Here is a 20,212-nt window from a genome sequence, read left to right on the forward strand (position 1 = left end):
AGCAAGCAGTAAATCGTAGTGCGTGATGACACAAACAATTATTGATAAGGAAACAAGTTATGACGACAAGCATAACGGGCAGCGACTTGGGCGGCGTGTTGGAAGGCAGCCCGCAGGACGATGTGCTCAAGGGCGGCGCGGGCAACGACACCTTGAACGGCTATGACGGCAATGACTTGCTGCAGGGCGGCGCCGGCGACGATGTGCTCAACGGCTACGCCGGCAACGACACCCTGGAAGGCGGAGCGGGCGACGATTTGCTCAACGCCGGCAGCGGCAATAATGTGCTGGCCGGCGGCGAGGGCAACGACACCCTGATCGGCGGCGCGGACAAGGACATCTATCTGTTCAATCTGGGCGATGGTTTCGACACCATTACCGACAACGCCCAGGACAAGCGCGACGCGGCGGACACGGATCCGGCCTATCGCGACGAGCTGCGCTTCGGCCCGGGCATCCGCCCGGAAGACATCCAGCTGGAGCATGTGGGCGACGATTTGCTGTTGTCGCACCGCAACGGCGACGATGCGGTCACCATCAAGGGCTGGTTCGCCGACAAGAGCTTCTGGATCGAGCGTATCGTGTTCGCCGACGGCGGCGAATGGGGCATTAACGATCTGGCGCAGCGCGTGATCGTGCAGACCGGCAGCGAGCGCAAGGAAATCCTCAATGGCTGGTTGGGCAAGGATCATCTGATCGGCCTGGGCGGCAATGACGTGCTGAACGGCCGCGGCGGCGACGATCTGCTGGACGGCGGCGCCGGCAACGACAAGCTGTTTGGCGAAGACGGCAACGACACCCTACTGGGCGGCGACGGCGACGACACGCTGGACGGCGGCAGCGGCAACAATGTGCTGCACGGCGGCCGCGGCAACGACGTGTTGATCGGCGGCGCCGGCGCCGATGTCTACCTGTTCAATCTGGGCGACGGCGTGGACGTGATCCGCGACGCCGGCGGCCTGGACGTGTCGGTGAAAGACGAAATCCGTTTCGGCGCCGACATCCTGGTCAAGGACGTCAGCGTCAGCCGCCAGGGCGACAACCTGGTGCTGATCCACGTTAACGGCAGCGACCGCCTGGTGGTGGAAGGCTATTTCGCCAGCGCGTACAGCCGGATCGAACGCATCGTGTTCGCCGAAGGCGTGGTCTGGACCCAGGCCGACATCAAGCTGACCCAGTTGGGCGGCAGCGGCAACGACACCTTGATCGGTTGGGAAGGCAGCGATCTGCTGGACGGCGGCGCCGGCAATGATTCGCTGATCGGCGGCGGCGGCAACGACACCCTAATCGGCGGCCTGGGCAACGATGTGCTGATCAGCGGCGGCGCGGGCGTTAGCGTGCTGATCGGCGGCGCGGGCAACGACACCCTGGTGGGCGGCGCCGGCGCGGAGATTTATCAGTTTGGCCTGGGTGACGGCGCGGACGTGATCGCCGCGCACGGCGTGGACGTCAGCGTGACCTTGCAGGACCGCATCGTGTTCGGCGTCGGCATTTCGGTAGACGACATCCGGGTGGTGCGCCAGGACGACGACATCGTGCTGATTCACGCTAACGGCAGCGACTCCATCACCATTCAGGCGGGCTTCAGCCTTGAGCATGGCTGGCATGGCCAGATCGTGTTCGCCGACGGCAGCGTCTGGCTGGGCGCGGAACTGGCGCAGAAACTGTTGGAAGTGCAGACCGGCGGCGATGACGACGATCTGCTGCTGGGCTCCGGCCAGTCCGACCTGCTGGACGGCGGCGCCGGCAACGACACCCTGATAGGCAACGGCGGCGAGGATACCTTGCGCGGCGGCGCCGGCGACGACCAGCTGCAAGGCGGCGTCAGCGGCCACACCACGATGGAAGGCGGCGCCGGCGACGACGTGCTGATCGGCAACAAGGGCCGCGAAACCTTCGTCTTCGGCGTGGGCGACGGCCGCGACCTGATCAACTACGGCTCCCAGGTAGGCAAGATCGCCGCCTTGAGCGCCAACGACGAAATTCGCTTCAAGGCCGGCATCAGCGCCAAGGACATCCGCGTGCTGCGCGCCGGCAATGACTTGCTGTTGCAACACGTCAACGGCCAGGACAGCATCCGCGTCAAGAACGGCCTGGTCGACAAGACCGGCTGGGCCGGCGTGGTGGTGTTCGCCGACGGTTCCAAATGGAGCGCGGCCGAACTGTTGACCATGGTGGTGGCCGCGGGCGGCACCAGCGGCAAGGATGTGCTGACCGGCGGCAAGGGCGGCGATCTGCTGGACGGCGGCGACGGCGACGACACGCTGATCGGCGGCGGCGGCAACGACACCCTGAAGGGCGGCGCCGGCAACGACGTGCTGATCGGCAGCGGCAGCGGCACCGTGATCCTGGAAGGCGGCAAGGGCAACGACACCCTGCAAGGCGGCAGCGAGCACAATATCTATGTGTTCAATCTGGGCGACGGCAACGATGTGATCATCAACAACTCGTTGAACGTGTCGGTGGGCGTGAGCAGCGAGATCCGCTTCGGCGTCGGCATCTCGGTGACCGATATTACCGTGGTGCGCATCGGCGACGACGTGTTGCTGCAGCATGTCAACGGCAGCGATTCGGTGCGCATCCAGGGCTGGTTCAGCGGCCAGAGCATGCAAGTGGGCAGCGTGGTGTTCGCCGACGGCGGCAGCTGGACCTCAGTGCAGATCAATCAGTTCGTCAAAGGCGTCTATGTGGGCGGCAGCGGCAACGACGCCTTCCACGGCGGCAGCGGCAGCGATCTGCTGGAAGGCGGCGACGGCGACGATACGCTGATTGGCGGCGGCGGCAACGACACCTTGCGCGGCGGCAACGGCAACGACGTGCTGATCGCCACCGGCAGCGGCACGGTGATCCTGGACGGCGGCAAGGGCAACGACACCCTGCGCGGCGGCGCGGATCAGAACATCTATGTGTTCAATCTGGGCGACGGCGGCGATGTCGTCATCAACAACTCGCTGAACGTATCGGTGGGCATGAGCAGTGAAATCCGCTTCGGCGCGGGCATTGCTGTGACCGACATCACCGTGGTGCGGGTTGGCGACGACATCGTGCTGCAGCACGTCAACGGCAGCGACTCGGTGCGCATTCAGGGCTGGTTCAGCAGCCAGCTGTCCCAGGTGGGCAGCGTGGTGTTCGCCGACGGCAGCAGTTGGACCTCCGTGCAGATCAGCCAGTTTGCGGCGGGCATTTTCATCGGCACCAGCGGCAACGACGTCCTCAAGGGCGGCAAGGGCCATGACCTGCTGGACGGCGGCGACGGCGACGACGTGTTGATCGGCGGCGGCGGCAACGACACCCTGAAGGGCGGCGCCGGCAACGACGTGCTGATCAGCGCCGGCGGCGGCGTATCCATCCTGGAAGGCGGCAAGGGCAACGACACCCTCAAGGGCGGCGGCAGCCAAGACATCTACGTCTTCAATCTGGGCGACGGCCGCGACGTGGTGATCAACAATTCCTTGAACGTCAGCGTCAGCCACCAGAGCGAAATCCGCTTTGGCGCCGGCATCTCGGTGACCGACATTACCGTGGTGCGCGTTGGCGACGACGTGTTGCTGCAACACGTCAACGGCGTGGATTCGGTGTTGATCCAGGGCTGGTTCACTAGCCAGAGCAACTGGGTGGGCGGCGTGGTGTTCGCCGACGGCAGCAGCTGGACCTCAGTGCAGATCAATCAGTGGGCCAGCGGCATCTACATCGGCACCGCCGGCAATGATGTGTTGATTGGCGGCGCGGGCGGCAGCCTGCTGGACGGTGGCGCCGGCAACGACACCCTGATTGGCCGCGGCGGCAACGACACGCTGAAGGGCGGTGCCGGCAACGATGTGCTGGAAGGCGGCGCGGGACGCAATGTCTATATCTTCAATCTGGGCGACGGCCAGGACACCATTCGCTATGGCGAAAAGGGCGTCAACCTCGCTTGGAGCAGCTACGACGAGATCCGCTTCGGCGTGGGGATTTCGGTGACCGACATCGCCGTGGTGCGCATTGGCGACGATGTGGTGCTGCGTCACAGCAACGGCGTGGACAGCATCACCATCCAGGCCGGCATGTCGGTGCAGAGCTCATGGTCCGGCAGCATCGTGTTCGCCAACGGCGGAAGCTGGAGCCTGCTGGAATTGATCAGCCTGGCCGCCGTCACCCTGAACGGCACCGACGGCGCGGATACGCTGAAGGGCGCCAAGGGCAATGACGTGATCTTCGGCCTGGCCGGCGATGACCAGTTGTTCGGCAATGAAGGCAACGATAGCCTGTTTGGCGGATCCGGCAACGACACCCTGTACGGCGGGGCCGGCAATGACCTGCTGGAAGGCGGAACGGGTAACGATAGCCTGTATGGCGAAGACGGCAACGACACGCTGCGCGGCGGGATCGGCAACGATTCGTTGAACGGCGGCAACGGTGCGGATCTGTTGGAAGGCGGCGACGGCGACGACACGCTGGTGGGTAGCGAAGGCGGCTACTGGCGCGAAGAAGGCGACACCTTGCGTGGCGGCGCCGGCAACGACCTGATGTCGGTGTCGTCCACCAGCTGGAACAATGTGTTCGAAGGCGGCACCGGCAACGACACCATGACCGGTGGTTACGCGCGCGACCTGTATCTGTTCAATCTGGGCGACGGTCAGGACCTGATCATCGACAAGGGGGATCCGAACCGGCCGGCCAGCGACTACCGCGACGAAATCCGTTTCGGCGCCGACATCAAGGAGACCGATATCCAGGTGCTGCGCAGCGGCAACGACATGGTGTTCCGTCACCTCAACGGTCAAGACAGCGTGACGGTGAAAGACTGGTTCGCCGATCAGAGCAACTGGGTCGAGCTGATCACCTTCGCCAGCGGGGTGAAGTGGACGGCGGAGCAACTGATGCAGCAGGGCGTGCCGCTGGTGGGCACTGAGCTAGGCGACACCTTGCGTGGCGGCAACGTCAACGACTGGATGCTGGGCAACGGCGGTAACGACTCCTTGTACGGCGGCCTCGGCAACGATCTGATCGAAGGTGGCGCGGGCGACGACGGCCTGTACGGCGAAGACGGCAACGACACGCTGCGCGGCGGGATCGGCAACGATTCGTTGAACGGCGGCAACGGTGCGGATCTGCTGGAAGGCGGCGACGGCAACGACACGCTGGTGGGTAGCGAAGGCGGCTACTGGCGCGAAGAAGGCGACACCTTGCGTGGCGGCGCCGGCAACGACCTGATGTCGGTGTCGTCCACCAGCTGGAACAATGTGTTCGAAGGCGGCACCGGCAACGACACCATGACCGGTGGTTACGCGCGCGACCTGTATCTGTTCAATCTGGGCGACGGTCAGGACCTGATCATCGACAAGGGGGATCCGAACCGGCCGGCCAGCGACTACCGCGACGAAATCCGTTTCGGCGCCGACATCAAGGAGACCGATATCCAGGTGCTGCGCAGCGGCAACGACATGGTGTTCCGTCACCTCAACGGTCAAGACAGCGTGACGGTGAAAGACTGGTTTGCCGATCAAAGCAACTGGGTCGAGCAGATCACCTTCGCCTCCGGCACGAAGTGGACCGCCGATCAGTTGATGAAGCAGGGCGTGCCCTTGTTGGGCACCGAGCTGGGCGATACCTTGCGCGGCGGCGTGCTTGACGATTGGCTGGTTGGCAACGGCGGCCATGACGCCTTGTATGGCGGCGAGGGCAACGATCTGTTGGTCGGCGGCCGCGGCAACGACCTGCTTGAGGGCGGCAACGGCAATGATACCTATCTGTTCGAGCGAGGCGATGGTCAGGATGGCATCACCGACACCGGCGGCCAGGATGTGTTGAAGTTCGGCCAGGGCGTCAATGCCGATCAGCTGTGGTTCAAGCGCCAGGGCGCCAATCTGGAGGTCAGCGTGATCGGCACCGATGACAAGGTGGCCATCAATAATTGGTTCGGCAATGCCGCGAACCAGATCGAGACCCTTCAGTCCGGCGACGGCAAGGCCTTGGCGGCCAGTCAGGTGCAGGCGCTGGTCAATGCGATGGCGGCGTTCAACCCGCCGGCCGCGGGTCAGGTCAACCTGCCGGACAACTACCAGGCGGCCTTGCAGCCGGTGTTGGCGTCCAGCTGGAAGTAAAGCGCTGAGTTGAGTGTTGTAGACGGCCGGCCCTTAGGGGCCGGCTTTTTTTATGTCTTGAGAATGGGAAGGGGGGCGAAGCGGCCGCCTAACACATTGTGGGCGTCCTTGCCCCACCAGCTTTGGATGGCGGTGGCGTAGACCTGGCGGAAGTCGATGGCGCAGGGCAGGTTGCCGTCTCCAACACCGGCCAGTTGCGGGCTTTGTCCGTACAGCCCGCCGCGCACGCGCCCGCCAGCGGCGAAATGGACGTTGGCGGTGCCGTGGTCGGTGCCGCGGTTGCCGTTTTCGCGCGGACGGCGGCCGAATTCGGCGTAGCTGAGCACCAGGGTATCGTCCCAGCGCCCTTGCGCTTGCAATCGCGCGCGCAGCAGCGCGATGCCGTCGGCCAGTTCGCCGAGCAGCCGCGTCTGGGTGGGCAGTTGGTTGCCGTGGGTGTCAAAGCCGGTCAAGGTGATGCGGGCCACGGCGATGGACACGCCGCGCGACAGGGTGTCGGTCAGGGTGGCGACGGCCTGGGCGAAAGCTCCGGCCGGCCTGGGCGCGGCCATCGGCGAATCCGCCGCGGACTCGGGTTTGGCCGGCTGGCCCAACTCGGCGGCGGCCTGGCGGATGTCGCCCTCCACTTTGAGAATATGGCCGAGCGCGCCGCTGCCGGCATGACCCTGATCCGCCGCCAGTTTGGCCTGACGTGCGAAGTCTTGCGGGTTGTTCAGCACCACCGCGCGCGCGCCGCCGTCTAGCGGGCCCAGAGCCTGGCTGGACAGCACCACGCCGTCGGCTGCGAATCCGCGCGGCGTCGGCTGGTCGCGGAACAGCCGGCTCAGCCAGCCCTCGCTCAGGTATTGCTGGCTATTGGACGCGGTTTCCCAGATCTCGATGGAGCGGAAGTGCGATAGGTTGGGATCGGGATAGCCAACCCCCTGCAACACCGCCAACTCCTGCTGCTGCCATAGAGGGAGCAGGCCGGTCATGGCCGGGTGCAAGCCCAGGCGTTCGTCCAGCGGCAGTACTTGTTCGCGGGGGATGCCGATGCCGGGGCGCAGCCGGTAGTAGTCGGCGCTGGCGTAGGGCACGACAGTGTTGAGGCCGTCGTTGCCGCCCTTGAGCTCGATCAGCACCAGCAGGCGCTGATAGCCCTCCGGCGCCAGCGCCCAGCTCAGATTGGGCAGCACCGATACCATCAGGCCGCCGGCCATGGCTTTTAGGAATTGGCGTCGTTGGAACATGGCGGTACCTTTCAATGGACTTGGTATACCGGGTCCAGCAACAGCGGGGCGATGGCTTGCGCGCCGCTGAGGGATTCGGGCAGAGGGTTGGCCGGCGGCAGCGCCAGCAAGAACTTGGCGGCGTCTTGAGCGCTGCCGATTTGGTAGACGGCGCTCCATTCGTCCGGCTGTAGTTTGAGCGAACGCAGGCCGGCTGCCGCCAGTCGGTTGATGCGGGCCTCGCGGCCTTTCATCTCATCCATGCCGCCGCCCGGCAGCGCAAAGGCGTTGCGCGCAGGCGCGGCGTCGCGGGCGATGCGGTCCAGAAACTGTTTGCGGCTCAGCAGGGTGGCGCTGTTGATCCAGGCCTCGCCGCCCGGCCAGCCTTTGACGTTGGGCGGCGCGAACACATCCTGGCCCAGCTGGCGATTGAGACCGGCCAGCGCGCGCCAGTCCGGTGGGCTGAGATCGAAGGTGACCAAGGTGCCGATGGTCAGCTCCAGCGGCGATTTCACCAGCTGGCCCTGGCTGCTCCAGAACTGCGGGCTCAGCAGCAAGGCGCGCAGCAGGGGTTTGATTTCGTAGCGGCTGTTGCGGAAGCCGCCGGCTAGCCGCTTAACCGCGGCGGGGTCCGGCTTGGGCGAGACGAAAGCCTTCCACAGTTTGGCGGTGATGAACTCGGCGGTGGCCGGCTGTCGCAAGAGCAGGTCCAACACGGCGTCGCCGTCGAAATTGCCCCGCTGGCCGAAGATCAGTTTGTCGCCGTCGTCGTGCAAGCGCGGGCGGTTGACGAAGCGCTCGTCGCGATCCAGCCCCCAGCCGGTGAAGGCGCGGGCGGCCTCGCGGATGTCCTGCTCGCTGTAATGGCCTTCGCCCAAGGTGAACAGTTCCATCACTTCGCGCGCGAAGTTTTCATTGGGCTGACCCTTGCGGTTATTGGCGGTGTCCAGGTAGCGCATCATTGCCGGATCGCGCGCGACGGCGTGCAGCATGTCGCCGAAATTGCCCAGCGCGTAGTGGCGCAGCAGCAGGTTTTGCTGGTACATCAATTGTGGCGAGCGCACCTTGTCCAGCGCGGAGACAAAGTGGTTGTGCCAGAACAGAGTCATTTTTTCGCTGAGCGGCGATGTGGTGTAGCGCATCTCGTTCAGCCACCAGCCGCGTAGTTCCACCGCGTGCTCGGCGCGCCGCTTTTGCAAGGCCTTTTTCTCTTCTTCGCTGAGATTGGGCTGTCCCGGCCGCTCGAAGGCTTCGTCCACCCAGGCCGGCGGCGGCGTGGCGGCGCTAGCCTGGGTATTGGCCAGCAGCCGGTCCACCGCGGCTTCTTTGCTCAGCGGCGCGTACACGGCGATTTGCGCCGGGTTGGCGCCGAAGCCGGTGCGAGACAGCAAGTGGCGCGCGCCGGCGATGCCGATGCCGGCCTGGGCCAGCGCGGGCAAGCCGAGAACGGCCAGCAAGAGTCCGGCCTTGGCGGCGACGTGGATGGCGTCCGCCGCTTTTGTCAGCGGCCGGCAAAGGATTTGCAAGGGGTTCAAGCAGGGTCTCCCGGCGCGCCCGGAGCGGGCGCAAGCACATTCAGCTTAGAAGGCGCTTGTCATCGGCGTGTTAAGCCGCCGGCAGACTCTGTTAAAGAGTGTTGGCTGTCAGCGCGCGGCCGCTGCGGTATACTGGCGCGCTGTCACCAGGGGTGCCTGCGGCGCGGGCTGAGAAAATACCCTGCAACCTGATCTGGATCATGCCAGCGGAGGGAGCGTGATGCGCGGGCGCTGCCCGCATTCCGCTTGCTCCGGCCAATTGTCATTGTGTACGGAGATGTCCATGAAGTGTTTTCCCTCTTTGATCGCCGTCACGCTGGCGACGGTCAGTCTGGCCGCGTCGGCGGCCGAATTGCGTGTGCTGTCGCACAGCTCGTTCACGGTGTCCAAGCCTTTGCTTGCGGAGTTTGAAAAGCAGAACGGCGCCAAGGTGTCCATCATCAAGGCCGGAGACGCCGGCGAGATGCTGAACAAGCTGATCCTGACCCGGGCCAACCCCATCGCCGATGTGGTGTTCGGCATCGACAACAGCCTGATCGGCAAAGCTCAGCAGGCCGGCGTGCTGGCGCCGGTGCCGGCGGTGCTGGCTCAAGGCGGCAAGGCCGCTTTGCCGGGCGCGGTCAGCATAGATTACGGCTACGTCATGCTCAATTATGACAAGGCCTGGTTCGCTCAGCGTCAACTGGCCTTGCCCAAGACGCTGGAGGATTTGACCAAGCCGGCCTACAAGAACCTGCTGGTGGTGCAAAATCCGGCCACCTCCAGCCCGGGCCTCGCCTTCATGCTGTCCACCGTCGCCGCGATGGGAGAGGACAAAGCCTTCGCTTTCTGGGGCCGTTTGCGCGACAACGGGCTGAAGGTCAGCAAGGGTTGGAGCGAGTCCTACTACACCGATTTCTCCAAGAACGGCGGCAGTCGTCCGCTGGTGGTCAGCTACGCTACCAGTCCGGCCGCCGAGGTGTTCTACAGCAAGCAGAAACTGAGCGATGCGCCCACCGGCAATCTGCCCTTGAAAGGCGGCGTGTTCCGTCAGGTGGAGGGCGCGGCCCTGGTCAAGGGCGGCAAGGAGGCGGCGCTGGGCGAGAAATTCATCGCCTTCCTGCGCTCCGAGGCGGTGCAGAAGGATGTGACCACCACGATGTGGATGTACCCGGTGATGGACAAAGTGGCCTTGGACCCGGTTTACCGCTTCGCCGAGCAGCCGGCCGCGCACGACACCCCGGACAGCAAGGCGATCGCCGAGCGCTCCCGCCAATGGGTGTCGCGCTGGACTCGGGTGGTGTTGAAGGGCGGGCAATGATTCCGGACATCGAAACGCCGCGGCTGCTGCTGCGTCATCTGGACCCGCAAACGCTGTGGCTGTGCCTGGCCGGCCAACCGGAAACGGCGGTCGAGCTGCTGGGCGCGCCGCTGGCGGCGGAATGGCTGGACGAGCAGGAATTGATGGGTTTGCGGCTGGACGATATCGAACGTCAGCCCGATTACGCGCCCTGGTCGGTGCGCGCCTTGCTGCGCCGGGATGATCTGACGATGGTCGGCCACGCCAACTTCCACTCCTTGCCGGGCCATCCTTATCTGGGCGACTACGGCGATGTGGAGCTGGGTTACACGATTTACCCGGCTTATCGCCGCCAAGGCTACGCCCGCGAAGCGGTACTGGCGATGGGCGCCTGGGCGGCCAGGGCCGGCGCGCCGCGGCTGGTGCTGTCCATCGCGCCGGACAACCTGCCTTCACAACGTTTGGCCGCGGATCTGGGCTTCGCCAAGGCGGGTCAAAGCGAGGACGAAGACGGGGTGGAGGATGTGCTGACCGCCTGCTGGCCGTTGAAGGGAACGCCGTCTTGATGTCGAGCCGTAGGAGCCGCCTATTGCTGGCGGCGCCCCCCTTGCTGTTTTTGCTGGCCATGTCCGCCTTGCCGTTGGCGCGCTTGTTGCAGGAGGGCGGAGAGCCGCTGTCCTTCGATTTGCTGAACGATCCCTATCTGCGTTGGCGCATGTTGTGGTCGGTATTGCAGGGCGGGGCGACTTGCGCGCTGGCCTTGTTGCTAGGCGTGCCGGCGGCGTGGGCGCTGGCTCGATTCCGTTTCGCCGGACGCGGCCTGGTGCTGCGCCTGCTGATGTTGCCTTTTGTGATGCCTACCCTGGTCGCTGGCGTCGGGGTGCTGGCGCTGTTCGGCCCGCGGGGTTTGAGCGGGCTAAACCTGCAGGACTCGCCCTGGCTGTTGCTGTACGGCAATCTGTTCTTCAATCTGCCGCTGGTGATTCGCTCCGCCGCCGATGGCTTCGCCCAGGTGCCCGCCAGCAGGTTGGCCGCGGCTCGCAGCTTGGGCGCGGGCCGCTGGCGCGCGTTCTGGCGCGTGGAATGGCCGGCGGCGCTGCCTTGGCTGTTGCCCAATCTATGCCTGGTCTTTCTCTACTGTTTCTCCGGCTTCGGTCTGGCCTTGTTGCTGGGCGGCCAGCGTTACGCCACGGTGGAGGTCGAGATCTACACGCTGGTGGCGTATGAGCTGAACCTGGCCGACGCCGGCGCGCTGGCCTTGTTGAGCCTGCTGGTGGCCGGCGGCGTCGCCGCGGTTTACGCCTGGCTGGAAGCGCGTTTGGGCGTGCCGGCGCGCTGCGAGCCGCAGCTCCCCGCGTCCGCGCGGACGTGGACGGACCGCGCCTGGCTGGCGGCGGCCCTCGCCATCCTGTTGATCTTCGCCGGCTTGCCCTTGCTGGCGGTGCTGTGGAAAGCGCTGTCCGCGCTCGACGGGCTGGCCGCGTTGTGGGACGAGGAACTGCGGCTGGCCTTGTTCAATTCGGCGCGCTTCACCTTGCTGACCGTATTGCTGTCCGGGCTGCTGGGCTTGTGCCACGCGCTGGCGGCGGGGCGCTGGCTGTGGCTGCGAGCCTTGGCGTTTCTGCCTTTCGTGGTGTCGCCGGTATGCGTGGCTTTTGGCCTGCTGTTGCTCTATCCAAGCTGGAGCGCGGATTTGGCCATGCTGCTGGCGGCCTACGTCTTGTTGGCCTATCCCTTCGTCGCCAAGGCCGCCGGCGCGGCGTTGGACGGCATGCCGGAACAGCTGGCGCAGGCGGCGCGCTCCTTGGGCGCCAGCCCCTGGAGGGTGTTCCGGCGGGTGGTTTGGCCCTTGCTGCAGCCGGCTCTGCGGCGCGGGCTGGCCTTCGCCGCCGCCACTGCGGTGGGGGAGTTCGCGGTTACCTTGTTCCTGTCCCGGCCGGAGTGGCTGACCTTGACCACCTTGATTTATCAAAAGCTGGGTCGGCCCGGCCAGGCCAACGCGGACGCGGCGATGTTGTTGTCCGGTCTGCTGATGGTACTGGCGACGCTGGCGTTCGCCGTGATTGAAAGCGGCGCGGCGCGGCCGGGCGAGCCGGAGAAAGGAGATGGGCGTGCTTGAGCTCAGAGGGATTGAAAAGCGTTTCGGCGGGAGAGTGGCGGCGGACGGCGTGTCGCTGGAAGTGGCGGCCGGGGAGATCCTGGCTCTGCTGGGACCGTCGGGCTGCGGCAAGAGCAGTTTGCTTAAAATCATCGCTGGCCTGCTGCCGCTGGACGGCGGCGCCGTTCGCTTCGACGGCGAAGACATGAGCTTGCTGCCGCCGGAACGGCGCGGCTTCGCGCTGATGTTCCAGGATTTCGCTCTGTTTCCGCATTTGGACGTGGCGGGCAATGTGATGTTCGGTCTCATCGAGCGCGGGCAGTCTCGCGCCCAGGCCGCCCGCGAAGCGGGAGCGATGCTGGAGCGGCTGGGGTTGGGCGGTTATCAGCGGCGCAAGGTCTGGACCCTGTCCGGCGGCGAACAGCAGCGGGTGGCGCTGGCGCGAGCGCTGGTGACCCGGCCGCGGCTCTTGCTGCTGGACGAGCCGTTTTCCAGCCTGGACGCGCATTTACGCGGCCAGTTGCAAGGGGAGTTCGCGCAGTTGCTGGCGGAGTCCGGCATACCGGCCATTCTGGTCACGCATGATAGAGAGGAAGCGTTCGCGATGGCGAGCCGCGCCGCGGTGCTGCACCAAGGGCGCATCGTGCAATGCGACGCGCCGCGGCAATTGCTGGCCAGGCCGGCGAATGCGTGGCTGGCGCGCTTCATAGGTTATGAAAACGTGTTGGAACACGCCGTGGTGCCGGGCCAGGCGCTGCGGCTGGGAGAGCAATACCCGCCGGCGCGCATCGAGTCGCTGACCTGGCTGGCGGACGGCGCCCGCGTGGAGGTGGCCGCGCAGGCGGGGAGGTTGAGCCTGAGCCTGTCCGCGCGCGAGGCGGCGAGCCTGGGCGCGGAACTGCGGCTGGGCGGCCAGTTTGGCCTGGGGGTGGACGCGTCCGCCCTGATCCCGTTCAGCGCAGGCTCTTGATGCGTTGCTCCAGTTCTTCGAATTCCGGCCGTTCGCTCGAAAACAGGACTTTGCGGCCAAACTTGATGGCGCTGGGTGGCGGATAGCCCTGCATGCCGGCCAGCAGCACGGTCTTGATGCATTGCAATTCCTTGCTGTCCTCGTCCAGTTTCTGCTCCAGCAGGGCGCCCAGCGGCGACACCATGCCGTAGGACAGCAGGATGCCGAGAAAGGTGCCCACCAACGCGGAACCTATCATGCCGCCCAGCACCGCAGGCGGCGCGCCGACCGAGGCCATGGTGTTGACCACGCCCAACACGGCGGCGACGATGCCGAAGGCCGGCAAGGCATCGCCCAGGCGCTGGATGGCGGCGATGGGCGCCATGCCCTCCTGATGGTGGGTTTCCAGTTCCACATCCATCAGGTTTTCTATTTCGAAGGCGTTCAGATTGCCGCTGACCATGATGCGAAGGTAGTCGCGGATGAAGCTTAGCGCGTGATGGTCGCCGGCGATGGCCGGGTACTTGCTGAAGATAGGGCTTTGCTGGGGCGCGTCGACATCGGCCTCCAAGGCCATCATGCCCTCTTTGCGCGCCTTGACCTGCAGTTCGTACAGCAGGCTGAGCAGATCCAGCGCGCGAGCCTTGCTGTGGCGCGAACCCTTGAGCGCGGCGGGCAGCGCGCGCGCCACCGCTTTCAGGTTCTTGGTCTGATTGGCGACGACAAAGGCGCCCATCGCGCCGCCCAGAATCGCCATCATCTCGGTGGGCATCGCGGAGAGAATGGCGCCGATGGCGCCGCCGTGGATCAGGAAGGCGCCGAAGATCATGCCGATCACGACGACGTAGCCGATGATTACATTCATATGTAGTAGTCCCAAGCGGTTCAGGCCGCGGAGAGAGCGGCGCGTTTGCGAGAAAAGAAGGCGGAACGCTTGGAGCCTGCCCAAGGTTTCGCGAGAGAGAGGCCGGGCGTTGCGGCAGAGAAAGCGGTATGTACAAAGCGGTACATGGAGCATCTCGAAGCCTCCCCGTGTGCGTTCCACGACGCGGGGTAGATCGCAAACAGGGTCTTAGGCGCGGGGCGGCCGGCGCGGAGGGGCGGGCGGAAGCCGCAGATGAAGGGCGGTGACGACGTCGGGCCAGCCTGACGTCGCCGCGTTTGCCGCTAAGCTTGGGCTTGCGCATGGCAAGGCCTGGCACTCTCCGCATCCCCCCTGTTCGCCGGCGTAGTGGGCGTGGCCGCCGCTGGCCGCTTGTGCCGCGGCCATGCCGTGGCCGAGGGCATAGGATGGACCGGCGCGGCCAAGCGCGCCGTCGGCGTGAGCCGCGGCGTTGGCCAAGGGCAAGGCCTGCCAGAGCATAAGCAGCAGCAGGGCCAGCCGGGTGATGGATTTGAATGCTGAAAGTCTCAATGCCCGTTTCCCATGAATCGCTGCGCAATCTAAATCAGGATCGGAGGGCTGGCAAGCCTGGATGCGTGGTTTAGCGTCAAACCTTTGTGTTTCTATATTAATTAAATGGCATTTATCATGCCGATATCTTAATTGGAACTATTTATTAGTTGAAAAGCTCTACCTGTGCAATGTGCGCCGGGAAAACGACCGCGCGCATACTTGACGATAAGGTTAAATGGAAAATGATCAGTAGAAGACACATTTTGGGTTGGACGGGGGCTTTGCCCCTGCTGGCGCCGTTGGCGGCCAGCGTATTGAGTTCCGCTTGCGCCAGCGCTGAGGGGGCAACTAAAAGCTATCGGATTGACGCCAGTCTGGTGTCCGAAAACCAGGATTCCAGAGTGCGCAACCTGGTCTTCCATTACACCGCCGTGCCCAACGGTCTGGCGCTGGAAATGCTTACGCAGGGCCAGTACGGCGCCAGCGCGCATTATCTGGTGCCGGATGCCGCTTTGCTGGGCATGTCCAACAAGGTATACCAATTGGTGCCGGAGGAGCGCAGAGCTTGGCACGCCGGGCGCAGTTACTGGCAAGGGGACCGCCTGATCAACTCCAGCTCCATCGGCATCGAGATTGTGAATCTGGGCTACCCGTCTCCGGAAGAGGACGAACTGCCCCTGATGCGACGACAGTGGTTCGACTTTGACGAGGCGCAGGTCTCGGTGGTGGCGCAACTGGCGGCAGACATTATCGCGCGGCATCAGATTCCGCCGCACAAGGTCGTGGGGCACTCCGACGTGTCGCCGGGGCGCAAGGTGGACCCGGGCCCCAAGTTTCCGTGGGAGCGCTTATACCGCGACTACAATATCGGCGCTTGGCCGGAGCGCGAGGCGGTTGAGTTCTACCTGCGGCGGGCGCCTTATCGCGGAGACATACGGGATCTGCAGAAACGCTTGCTGGATTACGGCTACGAGGCGCCGCAAACCGGCGTGCTGGATAAAGAAAGCCAGGACGTGGTGGCGGCCTTCCAGATGCATTTCCGGCCTGCGCGCTACGACGGGGTGCCGGATGCCGAGACCTCGGCGATCCTGGATGCCTTGCTGGAAAAATACTTCGACCGGCCGCGTCCGGGACGGACGCCGGGCTCGAAACCGGCCGCGGCGCCGAAGAAAGACAATGGGAAGGGTAGCGATACCTGGCCGCTGACGCCTAAGAACCTGTTCAAAGTCTCTGAGTAGAGCAGAGTGTGAGAAAATCCAGGGGTGAGAAAAAGCTACCCAAGCGATATCAGTCGCGAACAATTTGAAGTGATCAGACCACTTCTGGAAAGCGCGCGTAAGAGAACAAGTCCCCGTCGAGTGGACTTGTATGAGGTGTTTTGTGCCGTGCTGTACCTGCTCCGCAGCGGCTGCCAATGGCGCATGCTTCCTGAAGCATTTCCCAAATGGCGTACTGTCCATTCGTACTTCACCATGTGGAGTGAGCCACGTGAAGGTGGCAGCCTGCTGGAGCAGGCGCTTAAAAAATCAGGTTGGCGCGGCCCGAGAGAAACTGGGGCGGAGCGCTTGCAGCAGGTTCTTGATCGTGGACGCGCAGAGCGTGAAGAACACTGATACAGCAGGGTTAAAAGGCTACGACGCAGGTAAGAAGATATCAGGCATCAAGCGCCATATTAGCGCCATATTGTTGTGGACACGCAAGGTCTGCCACACGCGGTGGCAGTCACGACAGCGGAGGTAACGGATCGCAAAGGGGCGCTACAGGCGCTACGGCAATGTGAGTCCAGATTGATTGGGGTTCAGAGCCTGCTGGCGGATAGTGGCTATGTTGGCAAACCGTTTGCTCAAGGCGTGAGCGAGATTTTGGGTGCGGACGTGACGGTGCAGATTGCCAAACGGAGCGAACTGCACACCTTCAAGGTGATGCCCAAACGCTGGGTTGTTGAGCGCAGCTTCGCTTGGTTGGAAAAGAGCAGAAGGCTGTGGAAGAACTGCGAGCGGAAACTCAATACCAGCCTACAGTTTATCCATCTGGCCTTCTTGGGGCTCTTACTCAAAAGATCGTAAACACGTTCTTAGCCGGCGCGCTTGCCCAGGGTAATCCGGCGCTGGGCGAAGGTTTCTCGGCTCAAGCGGATGGAGTCGTAATGACGGCGGCTGAGACGGGCGCCGCCGGCGCGGCGCAGCGACAGCCCCAGCGTGTTCTGGTCATTGGCTTCGCGTTCGCCGGATAAGGTTTGGGCGGCGGCTTGGCAGGCGGCTTGCCGGCGGGTGGCGGCCGGGTGCGCCTGGTAGGCGTTGCTGGCCTGTTCCAGCGCTTTGCGCAGCAACTGCGGTTTGGTCTGCTCCAGCGCGTCGGCTATTTGGTCCGCCGTGGCGCGTATCAGCTCTTGCAGCGCCTGCTGTTGCAGCGGGCGTTTGTTGCTGCAGTCCAGTCCTGCCTGCTGGCTGAGTTGTTCCAGTTGCTGGCTGAGGGTGCTGACGCCGCCCTGGCGGAAGCGCTCGGCTTGTTGCGGGTAGAGTTGGGCGGCGATCATGGCTTCGCGGTAAGCCTGGATCAGGGTCTTGGCGTCTGTGCCGGGCATCCTGGCCAGGTCGCGGCGCGCCATGTCTTCGGTGTGGGCGTCAATGAAGGCGTGCACTTCGCGGGCTTGGTGATTGTGCAGCAGTTGGCGCCAGGTATTGAGCGGTTGTTGGTTCAGCCAGTGGGCGAAGCGTTGCTGGGCGGGTTTGAACGCCGGGTCCACGCCGGCTGGCGCGGCGGTGGCGAAGCGGCGTCTGGCTTGGTTCAGCGCGCTGTCGTGGGCGCGGGAGCGAGCGGCGCTTGGGCTGGGCGCGGCGCGCAGCAGGGCGGCGTTGGCGTCGCTGTTCTGCGCGCGTTTGAGTTCGCCGGCCAGCGCGGTTTGCGGCGGAGTGTCCGGGTCCGCGGAACCGCGCGGGTGAATACAGCTGAGCAATAGGTCTGAAATTCTCATAAGCGCTCCTGAGGCGGGATGGGCGGCGTTTAGCGCCGCCTTTTTGTTGGTGCGGCGCAGTGTGCCCAAACCCGGGAGCGTTCAATATAAAGAAATGGCCATGTCCCCGGCATGCGCTCAGAGCAGCATCACCAGCTTGTACTCCGGCGCCTGGGCCAGTTTGAGGGTGATTTGCTGGTGCTCGATGCGACCGGCGCTGGGGTGGTGGAATACGCGGCTGCCGCCTTCGCGGCCTTGCACGTCCTGCTGTTGCCAGTATTGGCGGAATTCCGGGCTTTTTGCTTCCAGCGCCGCAATCATCGCGGCCATGGCGGGCTGATTCAGCCGCGGGCTGAGATCGGCGCGCAGTTCTGCGACGATGCGGCCGGCGCGCTCGGCCCATTGGTCGATGAAGCTGCGCGCTTCCGGCGCCAGGAAGATGAAGTCCAGCAGGCTGCGGCTGGCGTCCGGTCGGCCCAGCCAGTCGCGGAACAGCCTTTGGGCCGGCGGGTTCCAGGCCACGGCGCGCCATTCGGCGTCCAGCACGTAGGCGGGGGAATCGATATGGGCGGTGGCCTGCTTTAACAGCGCCTTGGCCTGTTCGGACGGGCCGCGCCATTCCGGTTCCGGGTCTTTGAGGCCTGCCAGATTGAACAGGTAGTCGCGCTCGGCGGCGGTCAGGCGCAAGGCCTCGGCCAGCCGGGCCAGGGTGGGCGCGGACACGGATTGGGTGCGGCCTTGTTCTATCCAGGTCAGCCAGGTGGTGCTGATGTCGCACAGCGCAGCCACTTCTTCGCGGCGCAGGCCTTTGGCGCGGCGGCGCAGGCCGGGCAGCAGGCCGGCTTGTTCCGGGCTCAGGCGCTCGCGGTGGGCGCGGATGAATTGGCCCAGCGGCGCGCTGTCTTTGCTGGCGGTCATGGGCGTAGGGCTCTGGGTATTAGTATCGCTACTAGTATAAGCAACTGGCTTGTTGCCGGGAAAGTTTGGCTCCAAGATAAGTCCACGGAGCAGAGCCTTGTGCCCGGCGCGCGGAAACCCGCGGCGCCGGCGGCAGTCTCAAGTTGAATAACCGGATTCGAGCAAACACCATGACCGCACAGACCTTGTACGACAAATTATGGAACAGCCACGTGGTGCGCCAGGAGGCGGACGGCACGGCCTTGCTGTATATCGACCGCCACCTGGTGCATGAGGTGACCAGCCCGCAGGCGTTCGAGGGGCTGAAGCTGGCGGGTCGCCCGCTGTGGCGCGTGGATTCGGTGGTGTCCACCGCGGACCACAACACGCCCACCGATCATTGGGACGAGGGCATCAAGGACCCGATCTCGCGCCAGCAGGTGGAAACGCTGGACGCCAACATCAAGGCCTTCGGCGCGCTGGCGTACTTCCCGTTCAAGGACAAGGGCCAGGGCATCGTCCACGTGATGGGGCCGGAGCAGGGCGCCACGCTGCCGGGCATGACGGTGGTGTGCGGCGACAGCCACACCTCCACCCATGGCGCTTTCGCCGCGCTGGCGCATGGCATCGGCACCTCCGAGGTGGAGCATGTGATGGCCACGCAGTGTCTGGTGGCCAAGAAATCCAAGAATATGTTGGTGCGGGTGGACGGCAAGCTGGGCCGCGGCATCACCGGCAAGGATGTGGCGCTGGCCATCATCGGCAAGATCGGCACCGCCGGCGGCACCGGCTATGCAATCGAGTTCGCCGGCGAGGCCATCGAGAGCCTGTCTATGGAAGGCCGGATGAGTTTGTGCAATATGGCGATCGAGGCCGGCGCGCGCTCGGGCATGGTGGCGGCGGACCAGAAGACCATCGATTATGTAAAAGGCCGGCCGTTTGCGCCTAAGGGCGAGCAGTGGGAGCAGGCGGTGGCGTATTGGCGTACTTTGCGTTCCGATCCGGGCGCCGTATTCGACGCGGAAGTGCTGCTGCGCGCCGAGGATATCCTGCCGCAGGTGACCTGGGGCACTTCGCCGGAGATGGTGGTGGATATCGACGGCGCGGTGCCGGACCCGGCGCGGGAAAGCGATCCGGTGAAGAAAAGCGGCATTGAGCGCGCGCTCAGCTATATGGGTTTGCAGGCCAACACCCCCATCCACGACATCGCGGTGGACATCGTCTTCATCGGCTCCTGTACCAATAGCCGCATCGAGGATTTGCGCGAGGCAGCCAGCGTGGCCAAGGGCCGCCACAAGGCCGCCAATGTGAAGCAGGTGCTGGTGGTGCCGGGCTCCGGCCTGGTGAAGGCGCAGGCGGAGGCCGAGGGTCTGGACCAGGTGTTCCTGGCCGCCGGCTTCGAGTGGCGCGAGCCGGGCTGCTCCATGTGCCTGGCGATGAACGCGGACCGCCTGCTGCCGGGCGAGCGTTGCGCGTCCACCTCCAACCGCAATTTCGAGGGCCGTCAGGGGCAGGGCGGCCGCACTCATCTGGTTAGTCCGGCGATGGCGGCGGCGGCCGCCGTCACCGGTCATTTCGTCGATGTGCGTTCGTTGTAACCGTTCCAAGGAGAGAATCATGCAAAAACTGCTGTTGTTGGTACTGGCCGCGCTGACCCTGAGCGCTTGCAATACGGTGAAGGGCGTGGGCCAGGACGTGTCCAAGGGCGGGCAGGCGATTGAAAACGCCGCCAAGGACGTGTCCAACAAAATGTGATGCGGCGGCCCGCCCCCGGCGGAAGCCGGGGCGGTTGCCTCCTCGCACTCTCTAATGAA

The 20,212-nt window shown here is 64.7% G+C and carries 13 protein-coding genes, 1 pseudogene and 1 riboswitch; of the genes and pseudogenes, 9 read left to right on the forward strand and 5 right to left on the reverse strand.

Going from position 1 to position 20,212, the window contains the following annotated elements; genetic code table 11:
• Positions 1-59 precede the first annotated feature (59 nt).
• Positions 60-6,083, forward strand: coding sequence for a calcium-binding protein (locus B0T39_RS26360; protein ID WP_141111034.1), 6,024 nt, complete (start codon positions 60-62; stop codon positions 6,081-6,083).
• Positions 6,084-6,133: 50 nt separating this feature from the next.
• Here B0T39_RS26360 and B0T39_RS01385 read toward each other — a convergent pair whose 3' ends face one another.
• Together B0T39_RS01385 and B0T39_RS01390 are read right to left on the reverse strand one after the other, a co-directional pair.
• A complete protein-coding gene (locus B0T39_RS01385) occupies positions 6,134-7,312 on the reverse strand; it encodes a DUF1501 domain-containing protein (protein ID WP_081544461.1) in 1,179 nt (392 codons plus the stop codon).
• 11 nt (positions 7,313-7,323) lie between these two features.
• Positions 7,324-8,826, reverse strand: coding sequence for a DUF1800 domain-containing protein (locus B0T39_RS01390; protein ID WP_081544462.1), 1,503 nt, complete (start codon positions 8,824-8,826; stop codon positions 7,324-7,326).
• Between the two features lie 138 nt (positions 8,827-8,964).
• Positions 8,965-9,059, forward strand: a riboswitch (TPP riboswitch).
• A 50-nt stretch (positions 9,060-9,109) separates the two neighbouring features.
• On the opposite strand from B0T39_RS01390, the gene B0T39_RS01395 reads away from it, so the two are divergent.
• Genes B0T39_RS01395 through B0T39_RS01410 form a run of 4 tightly spaced genes read left to right on the forward strand, consistent with a single transcriptional unit; the run spans position 9,110 to position 13,173 of the window.
• Positions 9,110-10,126, forward strand: coding sequence for a thiamine ABC transporter substrate-binding protein (locus B0T39_RS01395; RefSeq protein ID WP_081544463.1), 1,017 nt, complete (start codon positions 9,110-9,112; stop codon positions 10,124-10,126).
• On the forward strand, positions 10,123-10,671 hold the full coding sequence (locus B0T39_RS01400; RefSeq protein ID WP_081544464.1) for a GNAT family N-acetyltransferase: 549 nt from the start codon (positions 10,123-10,125) through the stop codon (positions 10,669-10,671). Before B0T39_RS01395 ends, B0T39_RS01400 begins: the two co-directional genes overlap by 4 nt.
• The gene (locus B0T39_RS01405) at positions 10,671-12,224 is read left to right on the forward strand and encodes an ABC transporter permease (protein ID WP_081544465.1); all 1,554 of its coding nucleotides are present in this window, start codon (positions 10,671-10,673) and stop codon (positions 12,222-12,224) included. The genes B0T39_RS01400 and B0T39_RS01405 overlap by 1 nt, the downstream gene beginning before the upstream one ends.
• Positions 12,217-13,173 carry an ABC transporter ATP-binding protein gene (locus B0T39_RS01410; RefSeq protein WP_081544628.1) on the forward strand — a complete coding sequence of 319 codons (957 nt, stop codon included), beginning with the start codon at positions 12,217-12,219 and terminating at the stop codon, positions 13,171-13,173. Before B0T39_RS01405 ends, B0T39_RS01410 begins: the two co-directional genes overlap by 8 nt.
• Here B0T39_RS01410 and motA read toward each other — a convergent pair.
• Positions 13,157-14,017 carry a flagellar motor stator protein MotA gene (gene motA / locus B0T39_RS01415; RefSeq protein WP_081544466.1) on the reverse strand — a complete coding sequence of 287 codons (861 nt, stop codon included), beginning with the start codon at positions 14,015-14,017 and terminating at the stop codon, positions 13,157-13,159. The genes B0T39_RS01410 and motA overlap by 17 nt on opposite strands.
• Before the next feature lie 773 nt (positions 14,018-14,790).
• On the opposite strand from motA, the gene B0T39_RS01425 reads away from it, so the two are divergent.
• A complete protein-coding gene (locus tag B0T39_RS01425) occupies positions 14,791-15,786 on the forward strand; it encodes an N-acetylmuramoyl-L-alanine amidase (RefSeq protein WP_217806180.1) in 996 nt (331 codons plus the stop codon).
• 24 nt (positions 15,787-15,810) lie between these two features.
• Positions 15,811-16,614 (forward strand): annotated as a pseudogene (locus B0T39_RS01430) (IS5 family transposase).
• 8 nt (positions 16,615-16,622) lie between these two features.
• On the opposite strand, the gene B0T39_RS01435 reads toward B0T39_RS01430, so the two are convergent.
• Entirely contained in the window at positions 16,623-17,522 is a 900-nt protein-coding gene (locus tag B0T39_RS01435; protein ID WP_141111035.1) for a hypothetical protein, read from the reverse strand.
• Between the two features lie 117 nt (positions 17,523-17,639).
• Positions 17,640-18,419: a helix-turn-helix transcriptional regulator gene (locus B0T39_RS01440; protein ID WP_081544470.1), complete on the reverse strand. Its 780-nt coding sequence runs from the start codon at positions 18,417-18,419 to the stop codon at positions 17,640-17,642.
• A 170-nt stretch (positions 18,420-18,589) separates the two neighbouring features.
• On the opposite strand from B0T39_RS01440, the gene leuC reads away from it, so the two are divergent.
• Positions 18,590-19,996, forward strand: a complete 1,407-nt coding sequence (gene leuC, locus B0T39_RS01445) for a 3-isopropylmalate dehydratase large subunit (RefSeq protein ID WP_081544471.1) — start codon at positions 18,590-18,592, stop codon at positions 19,994-19,996.
• A gap of 19 nt (positions 19,997-20,015) precedes the next feature.
• Positions 20,016-20,153, forward strand: coding sequence for an entericidin A/B family lipoprotein (locus B0T39_RS01450; RefSeq protein WP_081544472.1), 138 nt, complete (start codon positions 20,016-20,018; stop codon positions 20,151-20,153).
• The last annotated feature ends 59 nt before the right edge of the window (positions 20,154-20,212 follow it).

The organism is Chromobacterium haemolyticum (assembly GCF_002081825.1).
Lineage (GTDB): Bacteria > Pseudomonadota > Gammaproteobacteria > Burkholderiales > Chromobacteriaceae > Chromobacterium > Chromobacterium fluminis.